Raw genomic sequence first — 15,223 nt, forward strand, 5'->3', positions numbered from 1 at the left:
CATTTGGTACGAAGCCTTCTTGAGGCCTGGCGCGGGCTCTCCACGGGGCATGGGGCGTCCCTCCGGGAACCCCAAGCCCCATTCCGGCCCCACCCTCGCTCGTTGACTTCTCTTTTCACACCCCGGCCGTGCTGGTGATGCGAAAAGAGAAGGGGACCGCGTCCCCTTCGAGGTTCTGGGGATCCGCCGGCGGCTGGCGTCGACGGAATTCTCTTCGTCCTATCAGCGCAGCAGGGCCAGCACTTGCTGGGGAGCCTGGTTGGCCTGGGCGATCATCGCGTTGCCGGCCTGTTGCAGGATCTGCGCACGGCTCAGGTTGGCGGTTTCCGAGGCGAAGTCGGCATCCATGATCCGGCTGCGGGCGGCGGTCTGGTTCTCGACCGAGATCTGCAGGTTCGACACGATCGCGTCGAAACGGTTCTGCGAGGCACCCAGCTTCGAACGTTCGCCCGAGACCGTCTTGATCGCCGAGTCGATGTTGTCGATCACGGTGGCCAGGTCGGTCGTCGTCGAGGCGTTGGTGATCGCGCCGCTGGTCACGCCGGTGATGGTCGTGTCCGTGGTCATGTTGGTCGTCGTGACGTCGACCGAGTCGTTGGCCGTCGTGTTGGCGCCGATCTGGAAGGTCTGCGTGCCGGAGTCGCCTGCCAGGATGGCGCGGCCGTTGAAGGTCGTGCCGCCCAGGACGCGCTGGATTTCAGAGCCCAGCTGGGCATATTCCTGACCGATCGAGTCCAGGTCGGTCGTCGTGTTCGTGGCGTTGCGGGCCTGCACCGCCAGTTCACGCATGCGCTGCAGCGAATCACCCACCTTGGAGAGCGCGCCTTCAGCCGTCTGCGACAGGGAGATGCCGTCGTTGGCATTGCGCTGGGCGACGTTCATGCCGCGGACTTGCGAGTTCATGCGGTCGGCGATCGCCAGACCGGCGGCGTCGTCCTTGGCGGAGTTGACGCGCAGACCCGAAGACAGGCGCTGCATCGACGTGGCCAACGAGGTGGCGCTGGTGCTGGTGTTGCGCTGGGCGTTGAGCGACAGCAGGTTGGTGTTGATGACTTGGGCCATGATTGCTCCTAACAGCTATACGTAAATACCGGCAAAAGCGCCGAACCACACATGAGCGCCTGAGTCCTCCGATCCTCCGACCCGCCGTGAGGCGAACCGGTCGAGGATCTCGGATGCTCCTGCTGAACCGCCCGGGCCATTTCCCGGTTCGGTCCCAGTCCGACGCTAGTCAACCGTTGCCGTCCCACCCCTCATCGGAAGCCAAGAACGTCAGGCCTTCTAACCGGACCACGTGCCGCCTGCCTGCTTCGACCTGCTAGCAAGACTGCTTGTCTTTGCTTGCCTGTCGCTGCGTTCAGCAGCCCCGTTGTGTTGGTTATCGGGCCCCTCTCCTTAGAACTTGAGGGCAATTTGTCAAGACTTGTGATCCGGGAGATAAGCAGGCCTTGCAACGCGTTGTTTGTCGTTTGACTTCGACCCGGACTCGTGCCGGGTGTCGGTCTGGCGACGGACATGGGGGTATCTACGGCCTGAATGCGGCGGGATTGAGGGGGAATGCCGGCGCTTTTCGTGTGCTCGATCACGGGGGCGCCCCCCTAAAGTCTGCCTCCTGGCGATGCCGACTTGCGGGATCGCCGCTTCCGCCACCTTCGCCGGGACCGGTCTCGGCTCGAGACCGGACTCGATCGACGAGTCCCAACGACCATGGAGAGGTCTATGCCACTGCAAGCGCAAACCGAGGCACGGTCCACCGTGTCGATGATCGACGCGTCGATCGAGGAACAATGTCACGGAACGATCCGTCCGGGATCCAGCGAGGCTCGCCTGCTGCTGGCCCAGGCGCGCAACGCCGCCTATGCGCAAGCCGCGCAGGGGCGCATCGGCGACGGCGTCGCGCTGCTCTACAACGCGCTGGAGATGGCGCCGATGAGCGTCGACCTGCTGTCCGACGTCGGCGCGCTGCTGCTGGCCGCGGGGCAACTGAGCGACGCCGCGTTGTATGCGCATCGTGCGGTGGAGCTCTCGCCGCAACATGCGCCTTCTCTCTATACCCTCGGCTTCGCGCTGTCGGGTCTGGGCGAGGTGAAGGCCGCGATCGAGGTGTTGAGCATCCTCAATGAAGGACAGGCGCTCGAGATGCTGCGCCGCGATTCGCCGGAACTGATGGCGATCGTCGACTCCGAATTGCTACGCCTCCAAGCCGCCTGAACGGTCGACGATTCGTCGCCGCCGGGACGGCCCTGACAGGCTGTCTCCCCGAAAAACCGCCGCCGAGCCCGCAACCACGGGCTTCGGACGGCGGTTTTCTCTTTGGGGTCTGGCAACGTGTAGGAATCAGGCTGACAAGGCGGTCGTCCCGCTCCCTAGCTTGTATCTGGCGCCACCCTGATGTCGCACGGATGGGTGTTTCTTCAGAATTCATTCCATCGCAGCAACGCAACCCACCAGGAGCCACCCGATGAACAGCGACCAGATCCTTGCCGAGATCCGCGAAGCCAACCTGTCGTACCTGATGCTGGCCCAGAGCCTGATCCGTACCGACCGGGAACAAGCGCTGTATCGCCTGGGCATCTCGGAAGAGACTGCGACGCTCCTCAACACGCTGAGCCCGGCGCAGATGATGAAAATGGCTTCGGGCAACACGCTGCTGTGCCGCTTCCGCATGGACGACGACCTGGTGTGGGGCCTGCTGACCTCGCACGGCAAGCCGGCCGCCAACGACAGCGTCTCCCGTCTGCATGCCTCCATCCTGATGGCGGGCCGCCACCAGGAAGCCGCTGCCTGATCCAGAAGATTCAGGCAACTGCCTCAGGCAGAGAAATTGCCGCCCGAGAACATCCGACAGCACCCGGAGCACCCCAATGCGCACCAAGTCCATCCTGACCGAAGCCAAGCAGATCGATCGCGCCGTGACGTTGATCAAGCTGGGCGCGCGCCTGCAAGTGCTGGAGTCGGAAACCGACCTGAGCTACGAGCGTCTGCTGCGCCTGTACAAGGAAGTCTCGGGCAAGAGCCCCAGCAAGGGCCAACTGCCGTTCTCGACGGACTGGTTCATGACCTGGCAGCCCAACATCCACGCCAGCCTGTTCCTGAACATCCACGAGTACCTGAACAAGGTGGCCGAGATGGACGAGATCGACGTCGTCATCAAGGCCTACCAGCTGTACCAGGAACAGACCGCGGCGCAGAACCTGGAGCAGCTGCTGTCGGTCACCCGCGCGTGGCGCCTGGTGAAGTTCGTGGACAACGGCATGCTGACGATGACCAAGTGCAGCAAGTGCGGCGGCCACTTCGTGACTCACCCGCACGAGGTCGCCAAGCATTACGTCTGCGGCCTGTGCAACCCTCCGGCGCGCGCCGGCAAGGGCAAGGCGGCCGGCGGCATCCAGATGCATTGAGCGTATCGCGTCAGGATCATTTCGTCGAATGTCTACCCGCTGGCGCAGCTGCCTGGTTGTCATCGCCCGCAACGAGGCGGCGACGATCGCCCGGCTGTTGACCAGCGTTCGTCCGTTCGTCGACGAACTGCTGGTCATGGATACGGGCTCCACCGACGACACCCTTCGTCTGGCTGAAGCTGCCGGCGCCCGGGTCGTGCATTTCCGCTGGATCGACGATTTCGCCGCCGCGCGCAATGCCGCGCTCGACGCGGCCGGCGCCGACTGGCATGTCGTGCTCGATGCCGATGAATGGTTGATCGGGGAGGGCAGTGGTGCGGCCCTTGAGGCGTTGCGCAGCACCGCCCCCGAGTTTGTCGGCACGATCACGCTTCAAGACCATTTCGACGGCGGCACCGCGCAATCGCGTCTCAGCCGCGTGCTGCCGGGGCGCATTCGCTACACCGGCCGCATCCACGAACAGCCTGCGCATGAGTTGCCCGTCAGGGCGCTCGACATTCATGTCGCGCACGACGGCTACCTGCCTGAACGACTTCACGTGAAGCAGGGACGCAACGAGCGGCTGCTGCGTGCGGCGGTCGATGAAGATCCTGCCAACCCGTATCTCTGGTACCAGCTCGGCAAGGACTTCTCGGTCTATGACCGCTTCGCGGATGCGGAAGCAGCGTTCGTGAATGCCGTTGACCGCTTGACCTCGTTGCCCCTGCCGCCTGCATGGTGGAACGATCTGGTCGCGAGAAGACTCTTCGGTCTGAAGTCTCTCAAGCGCCATGCCGACGGTCTGGTCTTCGCGGAAACGCAGTTGCAACGATGCGGGGACTCGCCGGACTTCTTCTTCGCGCTGGGCGATCTGTTGCTGGATTGGGCGGCGGACCAGCCGCAGCAAGCCGAAGCCTTGATCCCGATGATCGAAGGCGCCTGGCGTCGCTGTCTGGAGATTGGTGAACGCCCTGACCAACCGGGTGCTGTCGAGGGGCGGGGCAGTCATCTCGCCGCCTACAACCTGGCACTGCTCCTGGAAGCCACCGGGCGCCCGGAGGAGGCGAGGGGGCTGCGCGAGGCGCGGTGATCCCTCAAAAAGCAGCGCCGGGATGGCGCTGATCTGGCATCTTGTAGGAATTCATCTGACAAGCCCGTCGGCGCGCTCCCTAACCCGGAGATAGAAGCGACCTGATGTTGCTTGCGTGTCACCATCTCTACAGTTCGTCTCACGCTGAAACAAAACGACATCAGCACCCAACACCCCAGGAGCCGAACGATGAACGCCGACCAAATCCTCGCCGAGATCCGCGAAGCCAACCTGTCGTACCTGATGCTGGCCCAGAGCCTGATCCGCGCCGACCGCGAACAGGCGCTGTATCGCCTGGGAATCTCGGAAGAGACCGCGACGTTGCTGACCACGCTGAGCGCTGCCCAGATGCTGAAGATCGCCTCGGGCAACACGCTGCTGTGCCGCTTCCGCATGGACGACGACCTGGTGTGGGGCCTGCTGACCTCGCACGGCAAGCCGGCCGCCAACGACAGCGTCTCCCGTCTGCATGCCTCCATCCTGATGGCTGGACGTCATCAGGAAGCCGCCTAAGTTATATCGACGCCCATCGCGTCAACTGAAGCTGAATTGAAGCCGGAGACACCGACATGCGCACCAAGTCCATCCTGACCGAAGCCAAGCAGATCGATCGCGCCGTGACGCTGATCCACCTGGGCGCCCGCCTGCAGGTGCTGGAGTCGGAAACCGACCTGAGCTACGAGCGTCTGCTGCGCCTGTACAAGGAAGTCTCGGGCAAGAGCCCCAGCAAGGGCCAGCTGCCGTTCTCGACGGACTGGTTCATGACCTGGCAGCCCAACATCCACGCCAGCCTGTTCCTGAACATCCACGAGTACCTGAACAAGGTGGCCGAGATGGACGAGATCGACGTCGTCATCAAGGCCTACCAGCTGTACCAGGAACAGACCGCGGCGCAGAACCTGGAGCAGCTGCTGTCGGTGACGCGTGCGTGGCGTCTGGTGAAGTTCGTGGACAACGGCATGCTGACGATGACCAAGTGCAGCAAGTGTGGCGGCCACTTCGTGACCCACCCGCACGAGGTTGCCAAGCATTACGTCTGTGGCCTGTGCAACCCTCCGGCGCGTGCCGGCAAGGGCAAGGCGGCCGGTGGCATCCAGATGCATTGAGGGCGCCGTCATGGCCGCCCGACTCCCCCACGGCGCTTCGGGAGATGCTCGCTCCGCGCTACGCTGGCCGACGCTGGCGCTGCTGAGCTGGGCCGCCTGTTTCGTTGTCTGGCGCCTGTTCGGGCCCGATTGGCCGGCGGCGATCGTCGCCTCGGGCCTCGGGCTGATTCTCGCCGGGCTGCATCGCCAGACCTGGCGCCGCATGATCGTCGCCGCCGGCTTTCCGATGGCCTTGCTCTTCACCGGTACCGACCTGCCGGCCTGGATCTGGCTGATCCCGCTGGGCGTGCTGGTGCTCGCCTATCCCCGCCGAGGCTGGAGCGACGCCCCGCTGTTCCCGACACCGCACGACGCGCTGCGCGCGCTCCCCGAGCGTGTGAAGCTGCACGGCGGCGCCCGCGTGCTGGACGCCGGCTGCGGGCTAGGCGACGGATTGGTGGCCCTTCGCCGCGCTTATCCGGGCGTGCGTTTCGCGGGCATTGAATACAGTGGCTTCCTGTGGCTGCTGGCCCGCCTGCGCTGCCCCTGGGCCGATATCGCCCGGGGCGACCTGTGGGCCCAGTCGTGGCGCGACACGGACCTGGTCTACCTCTTCCAGCGGCCCGAGTCGATGCCGCGCGCGCTGGACAAGGCGCGCACGGAAATGCGACCGGGCAGTTGGCTGGTCAGCCTGGACTTCCCGCTGCCGGGACAACCCGTCTTCGCGCAGCTGGATACCGGCACCCGCCACCAGCTCTACGCCTACCGGGTGCGTGACCTGCAGGCCTGAGGCCGGGGCGCGCTCCATCAATGTCGAACGACACGAGACTGTGACGCCCGACCGGCGCTCGCGAGATACCGGCCGTCACAGGCCGGGCTCAAGCGGGCGGGGAGCCGGTCGATAAGGGATGAGATGGCCCGGACCGCGAGGGGACGCGGCGGCAACTTCAGGACGGAACGAATTCCATGTTTGTCATCATCGGTTGGCTGCTGGCACTGGCCTGCATCTTCGGCGTGTTCATCGCGCACGGAGGCAACATCAGCGTGGTGCTGCACGCGCTGCCGTTCGAGATGACCACCATCTTCGGCGCGGCGATCGGCGGCATGCTGGCCACGAACCCGCCCAAGGTCATGAAGGCCACCATGAAGGGCCTGGGCGACTGCTTCAAGGGCAGCAAGTACACCAAGGCGCGCTACATGGAGCTGCTGGCGCTGCTCTACGACATCCTGCAGAAGGCGCGCAAGGAAGGCCTGATGTCCATCGAAAAGGATGTCGAGGACCCGCACAGCTCGCCGCTCTTCCAGAAATACCCGACGGTGGGCAACGACCACCACGTCACCGAGTTCATCACCGACTACCTGCGGATGATGGTCTCGGGCAACCTCAATGCGCACGAGATCGAGTCCCTGATGGACGCCGAGATCGATACCCACCACCACGAGGCCTTCCTCGCCGTGATCGCGCTGCAGCGCCTGGCGGGCGGCCTGCCGGCCTTCGGCATCGTGGCCGCGGTGCTCGGCGTGGTGAACACCATGGGCTCGGTCGGCCAACCCCCGGCGGTGCTCGGCGGGATGATCGGTTCGGCGCTGGTCGGCACGTTCCTGGGGATCCTGCTGGCCTACGCCTTCGCCGAGCCGCTGGCTGGCGCGCTCGAAGCCAAGGTCGACGAGGCCGGCAAGGAACTCCAATGCATCAAGACCACGCTGCTGGCCTCGATGCAAGGCTACGCGCCGCAGGTGGCGATCGAATTCGGACGCAAGGTGCTGTACTCGACCGAGCGCCCCACCTTCGCCGAGCTCGAAGGCCACGTGAAGAAGAAGTGAACGGAGTGAATCACCATGGCCGGTGACGCCAAGAAACTCCAGCCCATCATCATCAAGCGCGTCAAGAAGGGCGGCCATGCCGCCCATGGCGGCGCGTGGAAGATCGCGTACGCCGACTTCGTGACGGCGATGATGGCCTTCTTCCTGCTGATGTGGCTGCTCGGCTCGACGACCGAGGGCGACAAGAAGGGCATCGCGGACTATTTCGCCTCGCCATTGAAGGTCGCCATGTTCGGCGGCTCGGGTTCGGGCGACGCGTCGCACATCATCAAGGGCGGCGGTCAGGACCTGACGCGCCAGACCGGCCAGGTCAAGGCCGGCGACGTCGAATCTCCTCGGAAAACCATCAACCTGAAGGCCCTCAAGGAAGAGCAGCGGCGGGCGGAACGCGTACGCCTGCAGCAGTTGAAGGACAAGGTCGAGAAAATCATCGCGGAGAACCCCAAAATTGCGGCATTAGGTGGGCAAATCCGGCTCGATATGACACGCGAGGGCTTGCGGATCCAAATCGTGGACGAGAATAATCGTCCGATGTTTGACAGCGGCAGCGCGGTGGTGAAGCCGTATATGCGCGAGTTGCTGCAGGAACTCGGCAACGTGTTGTCCGAGGTGCCCAACCGGCTGACGCTGGAAGGACATACGGATTCACAGCCGTTTTCTGCGGGCGAGCGTGGATACAGCAACTGGGAACTGTCGGCGGACCGGGCCAATGCCTCGCGGCGAGAGCTGGTGGCGGGCGGTCTGCCGGATGCCCGGGTACTTCGCGTGCAGGGGTTGGCGTCAAGCAAACTGCTGGACACGAAAGACCCCAAAGCCCAAGTCAATCGCCGCATCAGCATCATCGTGATGAATCGCGATGCCGAGGATGCGGTGCTGAAGAACCTGCCCGATGAGGACGAGGACACTTCAGACCCCGCGGCGAGCGCGCCGCAGGCCTCAAGTTCCGCGCCCGCGGGCCGATAACGTTCCGGATCGACGTTCTGTCATCTATAACCAGATCTCGCCTTAAGCCCTCCAGTCCCCTCAGAGGAACGCCATGAGCACTGACATGAAATTCTTGATCGTCGACGACTTCTCGACCATGCGCCGGATCGTGCGCGGTCTGCTGAAGGAGATCGGCTACAACAACGCCGAAGAGGCGGAAGACGGCGTCGAGGCCCTGAGCATGCTGAAACAGGCGAAATACGATTTCGTCGTCAGCGACATCAACATGCCCAACATGAATGGCTTCGAGCTGCTCAAGGCCATCAAGGAAGACGCCACGCTGAAGCACCTGCCGGTGCTGATGGTGACGGCGGAAGCCCGCAAGGAAGACATCGTCCTGGCCGCCCAGAGCGGCGCGGCGGGCTACATCGTGAAGCCATTCACGAAGGCCACGCTCGAGGAGAAGGTCCTGAAGATCATGCAGAAGCTGGCCGCTGCGGCCTGACGCTGGGAGTCCCACCATGCAGATGGAAGAGCTGGCCAAACTGACCTCGCAATCCAACGAGCCCTTGACGGTCTCGCCCGAGGTGTTCCAACAGATCGGCACGATCACGCGCGTGCTGCACGACACGATGCAGCAGCTGGGCGTGATGCCCAAGCTGCAGGTCGCGACCGACGGGCTGCCCGACGCGCGCAGCCGCCTGACCTACATCGCCAACAAGACCGCCGACGCCGCCAACAAGGTGCTGAACTCGGTCGACCAGGCCAAGGCCGAGCACGCCAAGATCACCGAGGCTGCCAACGCGATGGCCCAGGCGATCACCGCGGACCCGGTCCGCGCGGTGGCGTCGGGCGCGGTGCTGAACTTCGTCAAGGAGGTCGAATCCTCCACGTCGAAGATCGACACCCACCTGACCGACATCATGCTGTCGCAGGACTTCCATGACCTGACCGGCCAGGTGGTCGCCAAGGTCGTGACGTTGGCCAACGACCTGGAAGATTCGCTGGTGAAGCTGCTGGTCTCGGTGGTGCCGCCGGAACAGCGCGAGAAGGTCGACCCGAGCATCCTGCAGGGCCCGGTCGTGAACCCGGAAGGCCGCGCCGACGTGGTGGCCAACCAGTCCGAAGTGGACGACCTGCTGGCCTCGCTGGGCTTCTGATCTTTCGAAGCCGGCATGGCCGCAACGAAACCCGCGCCTCGGCGCGGGTTTCTGCTTTCTGGGTTGGCGAGATCGGAAGTCGGGCCGATTTCGGGCCCTTATCCGGCTAAGGCGAAACCCCCTCCGGCCAAACAATGGCGGGGCCACGGCATAGGGCCGTGACCACCCATGGCCGATCAAGACGCACAAGACCGCAACTTACCCGCCTCGCAGAAAAAGATCGAAAGATCTCGCAAGGAAGGTCAACTGCCGCGCTCCCGGGACCTGCCGCATTTCGCGGTGATGGCCACGGGCGGCGCCTTGTTCGCGACGTCGACGCCGTACGCCGTCGAAACCCTGCAGCGCATGCTGGAAGGTGCGCTGCGGTTTGATGCCGAACAGCTGCGTTCCGCCGGCATGATGACCGAGCGCCTGTCGACGCTGACCTGGCAGGGTTTCATGCTGGGCCTGCCGGCGCTGATCATCCTGGCGATGGCGGCGATCGCCGCGCACATCGCCTCGGGCGGCTGGAACTTCACGATGAAGCCGCTGGCCCCGAAATTCACGAACCTGAATCCGATCACCGGTTTCGGCAAACTGTTCCAGATGCAGAACCTGACCACGGCGCTGAAGGCCGTGGCGCTGTCGCTGGTGCTGGGCGTCGTCGGCGCGATGGCGCTGAAGGACCGCATCGCCGGTTTCATCGGGATCATGTCGGTGCCGCTGCCGTCGGCGCTGGCCTTCGCCGGCAAGCAGCTGATGGGCGGGCTGATGATGCTGGGCCTGTGCCTGGCGTTGTTCGCCGTCATCGACGTGCCGCTGCAGCGCCACCAGTACCTGAAGCGGCTGAAGATGTCCCGCGAGGAAGCCAAGAACGAGCTCAAGGAAGCCGAAGGCAACCTCGAGATGAAGCACAAGATGCGCGCCAAGGCCCGGGAGCTGGTGAAGCGCCGGATGCTGCAGGCGGTGCCGAAGGCCGACCTGGTCGTGATGAACCCGACCCACTATGCGGTCGCCATCGCCTACGACGAGACCAAGTTCGGCGCGCCGCGCGTGGTGGCGAAGGGCCTGGACCTGCTGGCCTTCAAGATCCGCGACATCGCCAAGGAAAACAAGGTCCCGGTGCTCCAGGCGCCGGCGCTGGCCCGTGCCCTGTACGCCCACGCCGAGCTGGACCGGGAGATCCCCGGCGCGCTGTTCGGCGCCGTGGCGCAGGTGCTGGCCTACGTGTATCAGCTGAAGGCCGCGCTGAAGGGGCAGGGCGCCTCGCCGCAGGCCGTGCCGAACCCGCCGGTGCCCGACGAGCTCGACCCGCACAAGAAGCCGGGCTGGACGCCGCCGGAAGAGGAGCTGGACGATCAGTTCCCGGAAGGCAAGCCGGCCTGATCTCGGCTGTTCGATTTACCGAGCGGGCGGGGCCCGGGCCGGTGCCCCCTTTCCGCTCAATCTCCTCCTCGCCGCTCGGAATTCGCTCCAAGGGGGCACCGGCCCGGGCCCCTCTGGCGAGGGCGCTCCGGAGTGGCGCCGAGGTAGGCGCGATTCCGGGGGGGAATCACCCCCTTTATCCGGCTAAAGGAAAACTGGCTCTCGCCGAACAATGGCGGGGCCCGGCGGCAGTGTCGGGCAAGTGAATTCCCCTCCGGCATCCAACAGGTTGAAGGCAGCACCGATGAACGAGCTGATGGCCCGTTTGCAGAACTTCCTCGGACCCGCGCCGCCATCGTGCAGGCGCTCGGGGCGCCGATCGCCATCATGATCATCCTGTCGATGATGGTGCTGCCGCTGCCGGCCTTCGCCCTGGACCTGTTCTTCACCTTCAACATCGCCATGTCCATCATGGTGATGCTGGTGGCCTCGCAGATGCTGCGGCCGCTGGACTTCGCCGCGTTCCCGACCGTCCTGCTGATCACGACGCTGCTGCGCCTGTCGCTGAACGTGGCCTCCACCCGCGTGGTGCTGCTGGAAGGCCATACCGGCGCCGGCGCCGCGGGCAAGGTCATCGAATCCTTCGGCCACTTCCTGATCGGCGGCAACTTCGCCGTCGGCCTGATCGTGTTCGCGATCCTGGTGGTCATCAACTTCATCGTGGTCACGAAGGGTGCGGAGCGGATCGCCGAAGTCGGCGCGCGTTTCACCCTGGATGCGATGCCCGGCAAGCAGATGGCGATCGACGCCGACCTGTCCGCCGGCCTGATCGACGAGAAGGAAGCCAAGCGCCGCCGCGCCGAACTGGGCGACGAGGCGGACTTCTTCGGCTCCATGGACGGTGCCTCGAAGTTCGTCCGCGGCGACGCGATCGCCGGCATCCTGATCCTCTTCATCAACATCGTCGGCGGCTTCGTCATCGGCGTGGTCCAGCACGGTCTGACCGCCAGCCAGGCCGCCGACAGCTACATCCTGCTGGCCGTCGGCGACGCGCTGGTGGCGCAGATCCCGGCGCTGCTGATCTCCGTCTCCTCCGCCCTGGTCGTGTCGCGCGTCGGCAAGGACAAGGACGTCGGCCAGATGATCGGCTCGCAGGTGTTCGGCTCGATCAAGGCCGTCGCCATCACCGCGGGCGTCGTCTTCATCCTGGGCCTGATCCCGGGCATGCCGCACCTGGTGTTCATGATCATCGCCGGCGCCCTGGGCTATCTGGCCTACTGGCTGCGCACCAAGGAGCAGGCCACGAAGGCCGCCGAGTCCCGCAAGGCCGTCGCCCCGGTGCCCGGCGCGCCGAACCCGGATGCCGAAGCCTCCTGGGACGACGTTGTCGCCGTGGACACGCTGGGCCTGGAGGTCGGCTACCGCCTGATCACGCTGGTCGACAAGACCCGCGAAGGCGACCTGCTGAGCCGCATCAAGGGCGTGCGCCGCAAGTTTGCGCAGGACATCGGTTTCCTGCCGCCGTCGGTGCACATCCGGGACAACCTGGAACTGCGCCCTAGCCAGTACCGCGTGACCTTGCGCGGCGCGGTGATCGGGGAAGCGGAGGCCTACCCGGGCATGTGGCTGGCGATCAACCCCGGTCACGCCACGCAGAAGCTGATCGGGACGCCCACCACGGATCCCGCCTTCGGACTCCCGGCGGTCTGGGTCGAGGAGCGGCAACGGGATATGGCGCAAATGGCGGGCTTTACCGTCGTTGATTGCGCGACCGTGGTGGCCACTCATCTTTCACACTTGCTGCAAGTTCACGCGGCCCGGTTGTTGGGCCGGGTGGAAACCCAGCAGCTGGTGGATCACCTCACCAAGCAAGCGCCCCAACTCATCGAAGACGTGATTCCCAAGATGGTCAATGTCGCCGCCCTGCAACGAGTCCTCCAGTTCCTGCTGGAAGAGGGCGTGCACATCCGCGACATGCGTTCCATCGTGGAAAGCCTGGCCGAAAACGCCGGGCAGACGACCGATCCCGCCGAGCTGGCCCGTCGCATCCGCATCCACATCGCTCCGGCGATCGTGCAGCAGATCTACGGACCGGCCAAGGAGCTCGACGTCATCGCCCTCGACCCCGAGCTGGAACGTCTGGTCTCGCAGGCCCTGCACTCGCCTCACGGCGCGGCGCTGGATCCCGGCGTGGCCGACACGCTTGCAAGAAGTGCCGCGCAGACCGCGCAGTCCCAAGAGGATCGCGGTTTGCCCGCCTGCCTGCTGGTGCCCGACCTGATTCGCGCTCCCCTGGCCCGTCTGCTCAAGCGCGCTGCGCCGCGGCTGAAGGTGCTGGGACACAGCGAGATTCCTGAAACGCACACGATCCGCATCGGCTCCATCATCGGAGGCACGGCATGAACGTCAAACGCTTTACCGCCCGCAATTCCCGCGAAGCCATGGCCCTGGTCCGCCAGGCCTTCGGCGACGAAGCGGTCGTGCTCTCGAACAAGCCTTGCCCCGAAGGGGTGGAGGTGCTGGCGATGGCGCCGGAAGGCATGTCGCAGATCGAGCGCGTCGCCGCCTCGACGCCGCGTGCCGCCGCTGCTGCGCCCCGCGCCGCCGCGCCGCGTCAGCCGGCTGCCCAGCCGCAGCGCCAGCAGCAACGGGAAGACGTGCCGCCGCGTCAGGCGCTCAAGCAGCGTCTGTCCGCGTCGCCGGCCCCGCAGCGCGCGGAGCCCGGTTTCGGTGGCTCGGGCGCCTCGGTGGGCGAGGACGTCAATGCGATGGCCATGAGCACGCTGTCCTTCCAGGACTACGTTCGGGAGCGCATGCTCAAGCGCCGCTCGGCCGAGATGAACGGCCTGCCTGATCCGATGATGGACGAGTCGGCGCCCGCCTTTTCGCAGTCGCAAATGAATGAATCGGTCGCCTCGATGGCCGCGCAGCGCGATCAGCGTGCGCGTTCGGCGATGCAGACCCTGGGCGCCCGTCGTGTCGACGAGCGTGCCTACGACTCCGCGCCGGCCCCCGCGCCGCGCGTCGTGCCGCCGGTGCTGCGCGACGAGATCCGCGTGCAGCAGCAGTCGCTGCAGGACCTGGGCGGCATCGGCCACGGCTTCGGCGGCATGGGCAACCATCCGTTGAACGACATGCCGGCGTCCTCGCGCCGCGAGCAGGAGATGATGACCGAGCTCCGCGCGATGAAGGGCATGATCGAAGAGCGCTTCGGCGCGCTGGCCTTCATGGAGAAGCTGCAGCGCCAGCCCGCGCAGGCCCGCCTGACGCAGAAGCTGCTGGATGCCGGTTTCTCGCCGGCCCTGGTGCGCAAGCTGGTCGAAGGCCTGCCGGCGCAGACGACCGAGGAAGCCGATTCCCATGCGTGGGCCGCCAACGTGCTGTCGCGCAACGTGCAGACCGCCGAGCAGCAACCGGCCCTGGAAGATCAAGGCGGCGTGTTCGCGATGATCGGCTCGACCGGCGTCGGCAAGACGACGACGACGGCCAAGATCGCCGCGGCCTTCGCCACCAAGTACGGCGCGAGCCAGCTCGGCCTGATCACGCTGGATGCCTATCGGGTCGGCGCCCACGAGCAACTGCGCGCCTACGGCCGCATCCTGGGCGTGCCGGTGCACACGGCGCATGACCGCGCCTCGCTGGAAGACCTGCTGGATCTGCTGTCGTCCAAGAAGATGGTGCTGATCGACACGGCCGGCACGGCCCAGCGCGACAGCCGGACCGCCGAGCTGCTGGACATGCTGGCGCACAAGAGCATCAAGCGCATCCTGGTCGTCAACGCCGCTCAACAGGGCGAGACGATCGAGGACGTGGTCGGTGCCTGGCGCGGCGCGGAAGCGCAGGGCGTCATCCTGTCCAAGCTGGACGAAGCGGTGAAGCTGGCCCCGGCGCTGGACACCGTGATCCGTCACAAGCTGCGCGTCCTGGGCGTCACCAACGGCCAGCGCGTGCCGGAAGACTGGCATCGCCTGTCGTCGCAGGCCCTGGTGCAGCGCGCGCTGCGCAGCCACGGCCAGGCGGCCTGGCGCGTGGATGCTTCCGACGTCAACCTGATCTTCACCGCCGGCACGATGGCCGGATCGGCGGGCGCATCCTCGCCGATGGGGATGAACTGACCAAGGGCTGACCGCTCGGTCGGAGGGGCTTCCGGGGGACGGGAGTTGCCAAACCCGGTCACAAGTTCTAGAAAGGGGGAAGGGCTCGGGCCTTTCCCCCTTTTTCCGTTGCGGCGGGGGACGACTCGAAGTCGTTGTGTGAGAGGTCCACGAGGTGAGGGTGCCAGGAGAGAAAAGCGGGGTGTTTCCCCCTTTCAATTCCCGGTCAAGGAGTGGCCCCCGGGGCGAAACTTCCGGTAACGGCTCCAGCAATGGCCGGTTCCTTTCGAGAGGGACATGGTGGCTGGAGCGGAAACACGCA

15 protein-coding genes are annotated in these 15,223 nt (G+C 65.5%); 14 read left to right on the forward strand and 1 reads right to left on the reverse strand.

Annotated features, from left to right (window positions below; genetic code table 11):
* Window positions 1–222 precede the first annotated feature (222 nt).
* Window positions 223–1,062, reverse strand: a complete 840-nt coding sequence (locus tag ACFJIX_RS14885; RefSeq protein ID WP_377161321.1) for a flagellin — start codon at window positions 1,060–1,062, stop codon at window positions 223–225.
* A gap of 657 nt (window positions 1,063–1,719) precedes the next feature.
* Here ACFJIX_RS14885 and ACFJIX_RS14890 point away from each other — a divergent pair.
* From ACFJIX_RS14890 to flhF, 14 genes are all read left to right on the forward strand, one after another.
* Window positions 1,720–2,211: a tetratricopeptide repeat protein gene (locus ACFJIX_RS14890; RefSeq protein WP_377161323.1), complete on the forward strand. Its 492-nt coding sequence runs from the start codon at window positions 1,720–1,722 to the stop codon at window positions 2,209–2,211.
* Window positions 2,212–2,461: 250 nt separating this feature from the next.
* Window positions 2,462–2,788 (forward strand): flagellar transcriptional regulator FlhD, encoded by a 327-nt coding sequence (flhD, locus tag ACFJIX_RS14895; protein ID WP_067276165.1) that lies wholly within the window; start codon window positions 2,462–2,464, stop codon window positions 2,786–2,788.
* A gap of 76 nt (window positions 2,789–2,864) precedes the next feature.
* Complete coding sequence (gene flhC / locus ACFJIX_RS14900; protein ID WP_088403400.1) at window positions 2,865–3,401, forward strand: flagellar transcriptional regulator FlhC; 537 nt, start codon at window positions 2,865–2,867, stop codon at window positions 3,399–3,401.
* A gap of 28 nt (window positions 3,402–3,429) precedes the next feature.
* Window positions 3,430–4,470, forward strand: a complete 1,041-nt coding sequence (locus ACFJIX_RS14905; protein ID WP_377161325.1) for a glycosyltransferase — start codon at window positions 3,430–3,432, stop codon at window positions 4,468–4,470.
* A 189-nt stretch (window positions 4,471–4,659) separates the two neighbouring features.
* Window positions 4,660–4,983 carry a flagellar transcriptional regulator FlhD gene (flhD, locus tag ACFJIX_RS14910; protein ID WP_377161327.1) on the forward strand — a complete coding sequence of 108 codons (324 nt, stop codon included), beginning with the start codon at window positions 4,660–4,662 and terminating at the stop codon, window positions 4,981–4,983.
* A 56-nt stretch (window positions 4,984–5,039) separates the two neighbouring features.
* Complete coding sequence (gene flhC / locus ACFJIX_RS14915; protein ID WP_067276156.1) at window positions 5,040–5,576, forward strand: flagellar transcriptional regulator FlhC; 537 nt, start codon at window positions 5,040–5,042, stop codon at window positions 5,574–5,576.
* A 10-nt stretch (window positions 5,577–5,586) separates the two neighbouring features.
* Complete coding sequence (locus ACFJIX_RS14920) at window positions 5,587–6,345, forward strand: class I SAM-dependent methyltransferase (protein ID WP_377161330.1); 759 nt, start codon at window positions 5,587–5,589, stop codon at window positions 6,343–6,345.
* A gap of 176 nt (window positions 6,346–6,521) precedes the next feature.
* Window positions 6,522–7,379 carry a flagellar motor stator protein MotA gene (gene motA, locus ACFJIX_RS14925; protein WP_088403404.1) on the forward strand — a complete coding sequence of 286 codons (858 nt, stop codon included), beginning with the start codon at window positions 6,522–6,524 and terminating at the stop codon, window positions 7,377–7,379.
* Window positions 7,380–7,394: 15 nt separating this feature from the next.
* Entirely contained in the window at window positions 7,395–8,342 is a 948-nt protein-coding gene (motB, locus tag ACFJIX_RS14930; protein ID WP_377161332.1) for a flagellar motor protein MotB, read from the forward strand.
* 73 nt (window positions 8,343–8,415) lie between these two features.
* On the forward strand, window positions 8,416–8,808 hold the full coding sequence (gene cheY, locus ACFJIX_RS14935; protein WP_067276146.1) for a chemotaxis response regulator CheY: 393 nt from the start codon (window positions 8,416–8,418) through the stop codon (window positions 8,806–8,808).
* A 16-nt stretch (window positions 8,809–8,824) separates the two neighbouring features.
* Entirely contained in the window at window positions 8,825–9,463 is a 639-nt protein-coding gene (locus tag ACFJIX_RS14940; RefSeq protein WP_082938636.1) for a protein phosphatase CheZ, read from the forward strand.
* 168 nt (window positions 9,464–9,631) lie between these two features.
* Window positions 9,632–10,828 carry a flagellar biosynthesis protein FlhB gene (locus tag ACFJIX_RS14945; RefSeq protein WP_377161335.1) on the forward strand — a complete coding sequence of 399 codons (1,197 nt, stop codon included), beginning with the start codon at window positions 9,632–9,634 and terminating at the stop codon, window positions 10,826–10,828.
* 366 nt (window positions 10,829–11,194) lie between these two features.
* Window positions 11,195–13,210, forward strand: a complete 2,016-nt coding sequence (gene flhA / locus ACFJIX_RS14950; protein ID WP_377161337.1) for a flagellar biosynthesis protein FlhA — start codon at window positions 11,195–11,197, stop codon at window positions 13,208–13,210.
* Window positions 13,207–14,922 carry a flagellar biosynthesis protein FlhF gene (gene flhF / locus ACFJIX_RS14955; RefSeq protein WP_377161339.1) on the forward strand — a complete coding sequence of 572 codons (1,716 nt, stop codon included), beginning with the start codon at window positions 13,207–13,209 and terminating at the stop codon, window positions 14,920–14,922. Before flhA ends, flhF begins: the two co-directional genes overlap by 4 nt.
* Window positions 14,923–15,223 lie beyond the last annotated feature (301 nt).

Origin of the sequence: Roseateles sp. UC29_93, from assembly GCF_042695725.1 — a bacterium.
GTDB classification, from domain to species: Bacteria; Pseudomonadota; Gammaproteobacteria; order Burkholderiales; family Burkholderiaceae_C; genus Roseateles; species Roseateles noduli_A.

Excerpts from the sequence above, each read along its gene's own strand:
- ACFJIX_RS14885 (WP_377161321.1), bottom strand. The coding sequence starts at position 1,062 with ATGGCCCAAGTCATCAACACCAACCTGCTGTCGCTCAACGCCCAGCGC.
- ACFJIX_RS14890 (WP_377161323.1), top strand. The coding sequence starts at position 1,720 with ATGCCACTGCAAGCGCAAACCGAGGCACGGTCCACCGTGTCGATGATC.
- flhD (WP_067276165.1), top strand. The coding sequence starts at position 2,462 with ATGAACAGCGACCAGATCCTTGCCGAGATCCGCGAAGCCAACCTGTCG.
- flhC (WP_088403400.1), top strand. The coding sequence starts at position 2,865 with ATGCGCACCAAGTCCATCCTGACCGAAGCCAAGCAGATCGATCGCGCC.
- ACFJIX_RS14905 (WP_377161325.1), top strand. The coding sequence starts at position 3,430 with ATGTCTACCCGCTGGCGCAGCTGCCTGGTTGTCATCGCCCGCAACGAG.
- flhD (WP_377161327.1), top strand. The coding sequence starts at position 4,660 with ATGAACGCCGACCAAATCCTCGCCGAGATCCGCGAAGCCAACCTGTCG.
- flhC (WP_067276156.1), top strand. The coding sequence starts at position 5,040 with ATGCGCACCAAGTCCATCCTGACCGAAGCCAAGCAGATCGATCGCGCC.
- ACFJIX_RS14920 (WP_377161330.1), top strand. The coding sequence starts at position 5,587 with ATGGCCGCCCGACTCCCCCACGGCGCTTCGGGAGATGCTCGCTCCGCG.
- motA (WP_088403404.1), top strand. The coding sequence starts at position 6,522 with ATGTTTGTCATCATCGGTTGGCTGCTGGCACTGGCCTGCATCTTCGGC.
- motB (WP_377161332.1), top strand. The coding sequence starts at position 7,395 with ATGGCCGGTGACGCCAAGAAACTCCAGCCCATCATCATCAAGCGCGTC.
- cheY (WP_067276146.1), top strand. The coding sequence starts at position 8,416 with ATGAGCACTGACATGAAATTCTTGATCGTCGACGACTTCTCGACCATG.
- ACFJIX_RS14940 (WP_082938636.1), top strand. The coding sequence starts at position 8,825 with ATGCAGATGGAAGAGCTGGCCAAACTGACCTCGCAATCCAACGAGCCC.
- ACFJIX_RS14945 (WP_377161335.1), top strand. The coding sequence starts at position 9,632 with ATGGCCGATCAAGACGCACAAGACCGCAACTTACCCGCCTCGCAGAAA.
- flhA (WP_377161337.1), top strand. The coding sequence starts at position 11,195 with ATGATCATCCTGTCGATGATGGTGCTGCCGCTGCCGGCCTTCGCCCTG.
- flhF (WP_377161339.1), top strand. The coding sequence starts at position 13,207 with ATGAACGTCAAACGCTTTACCGCCCGCAATTCCCGCGAAGCCATGGCC.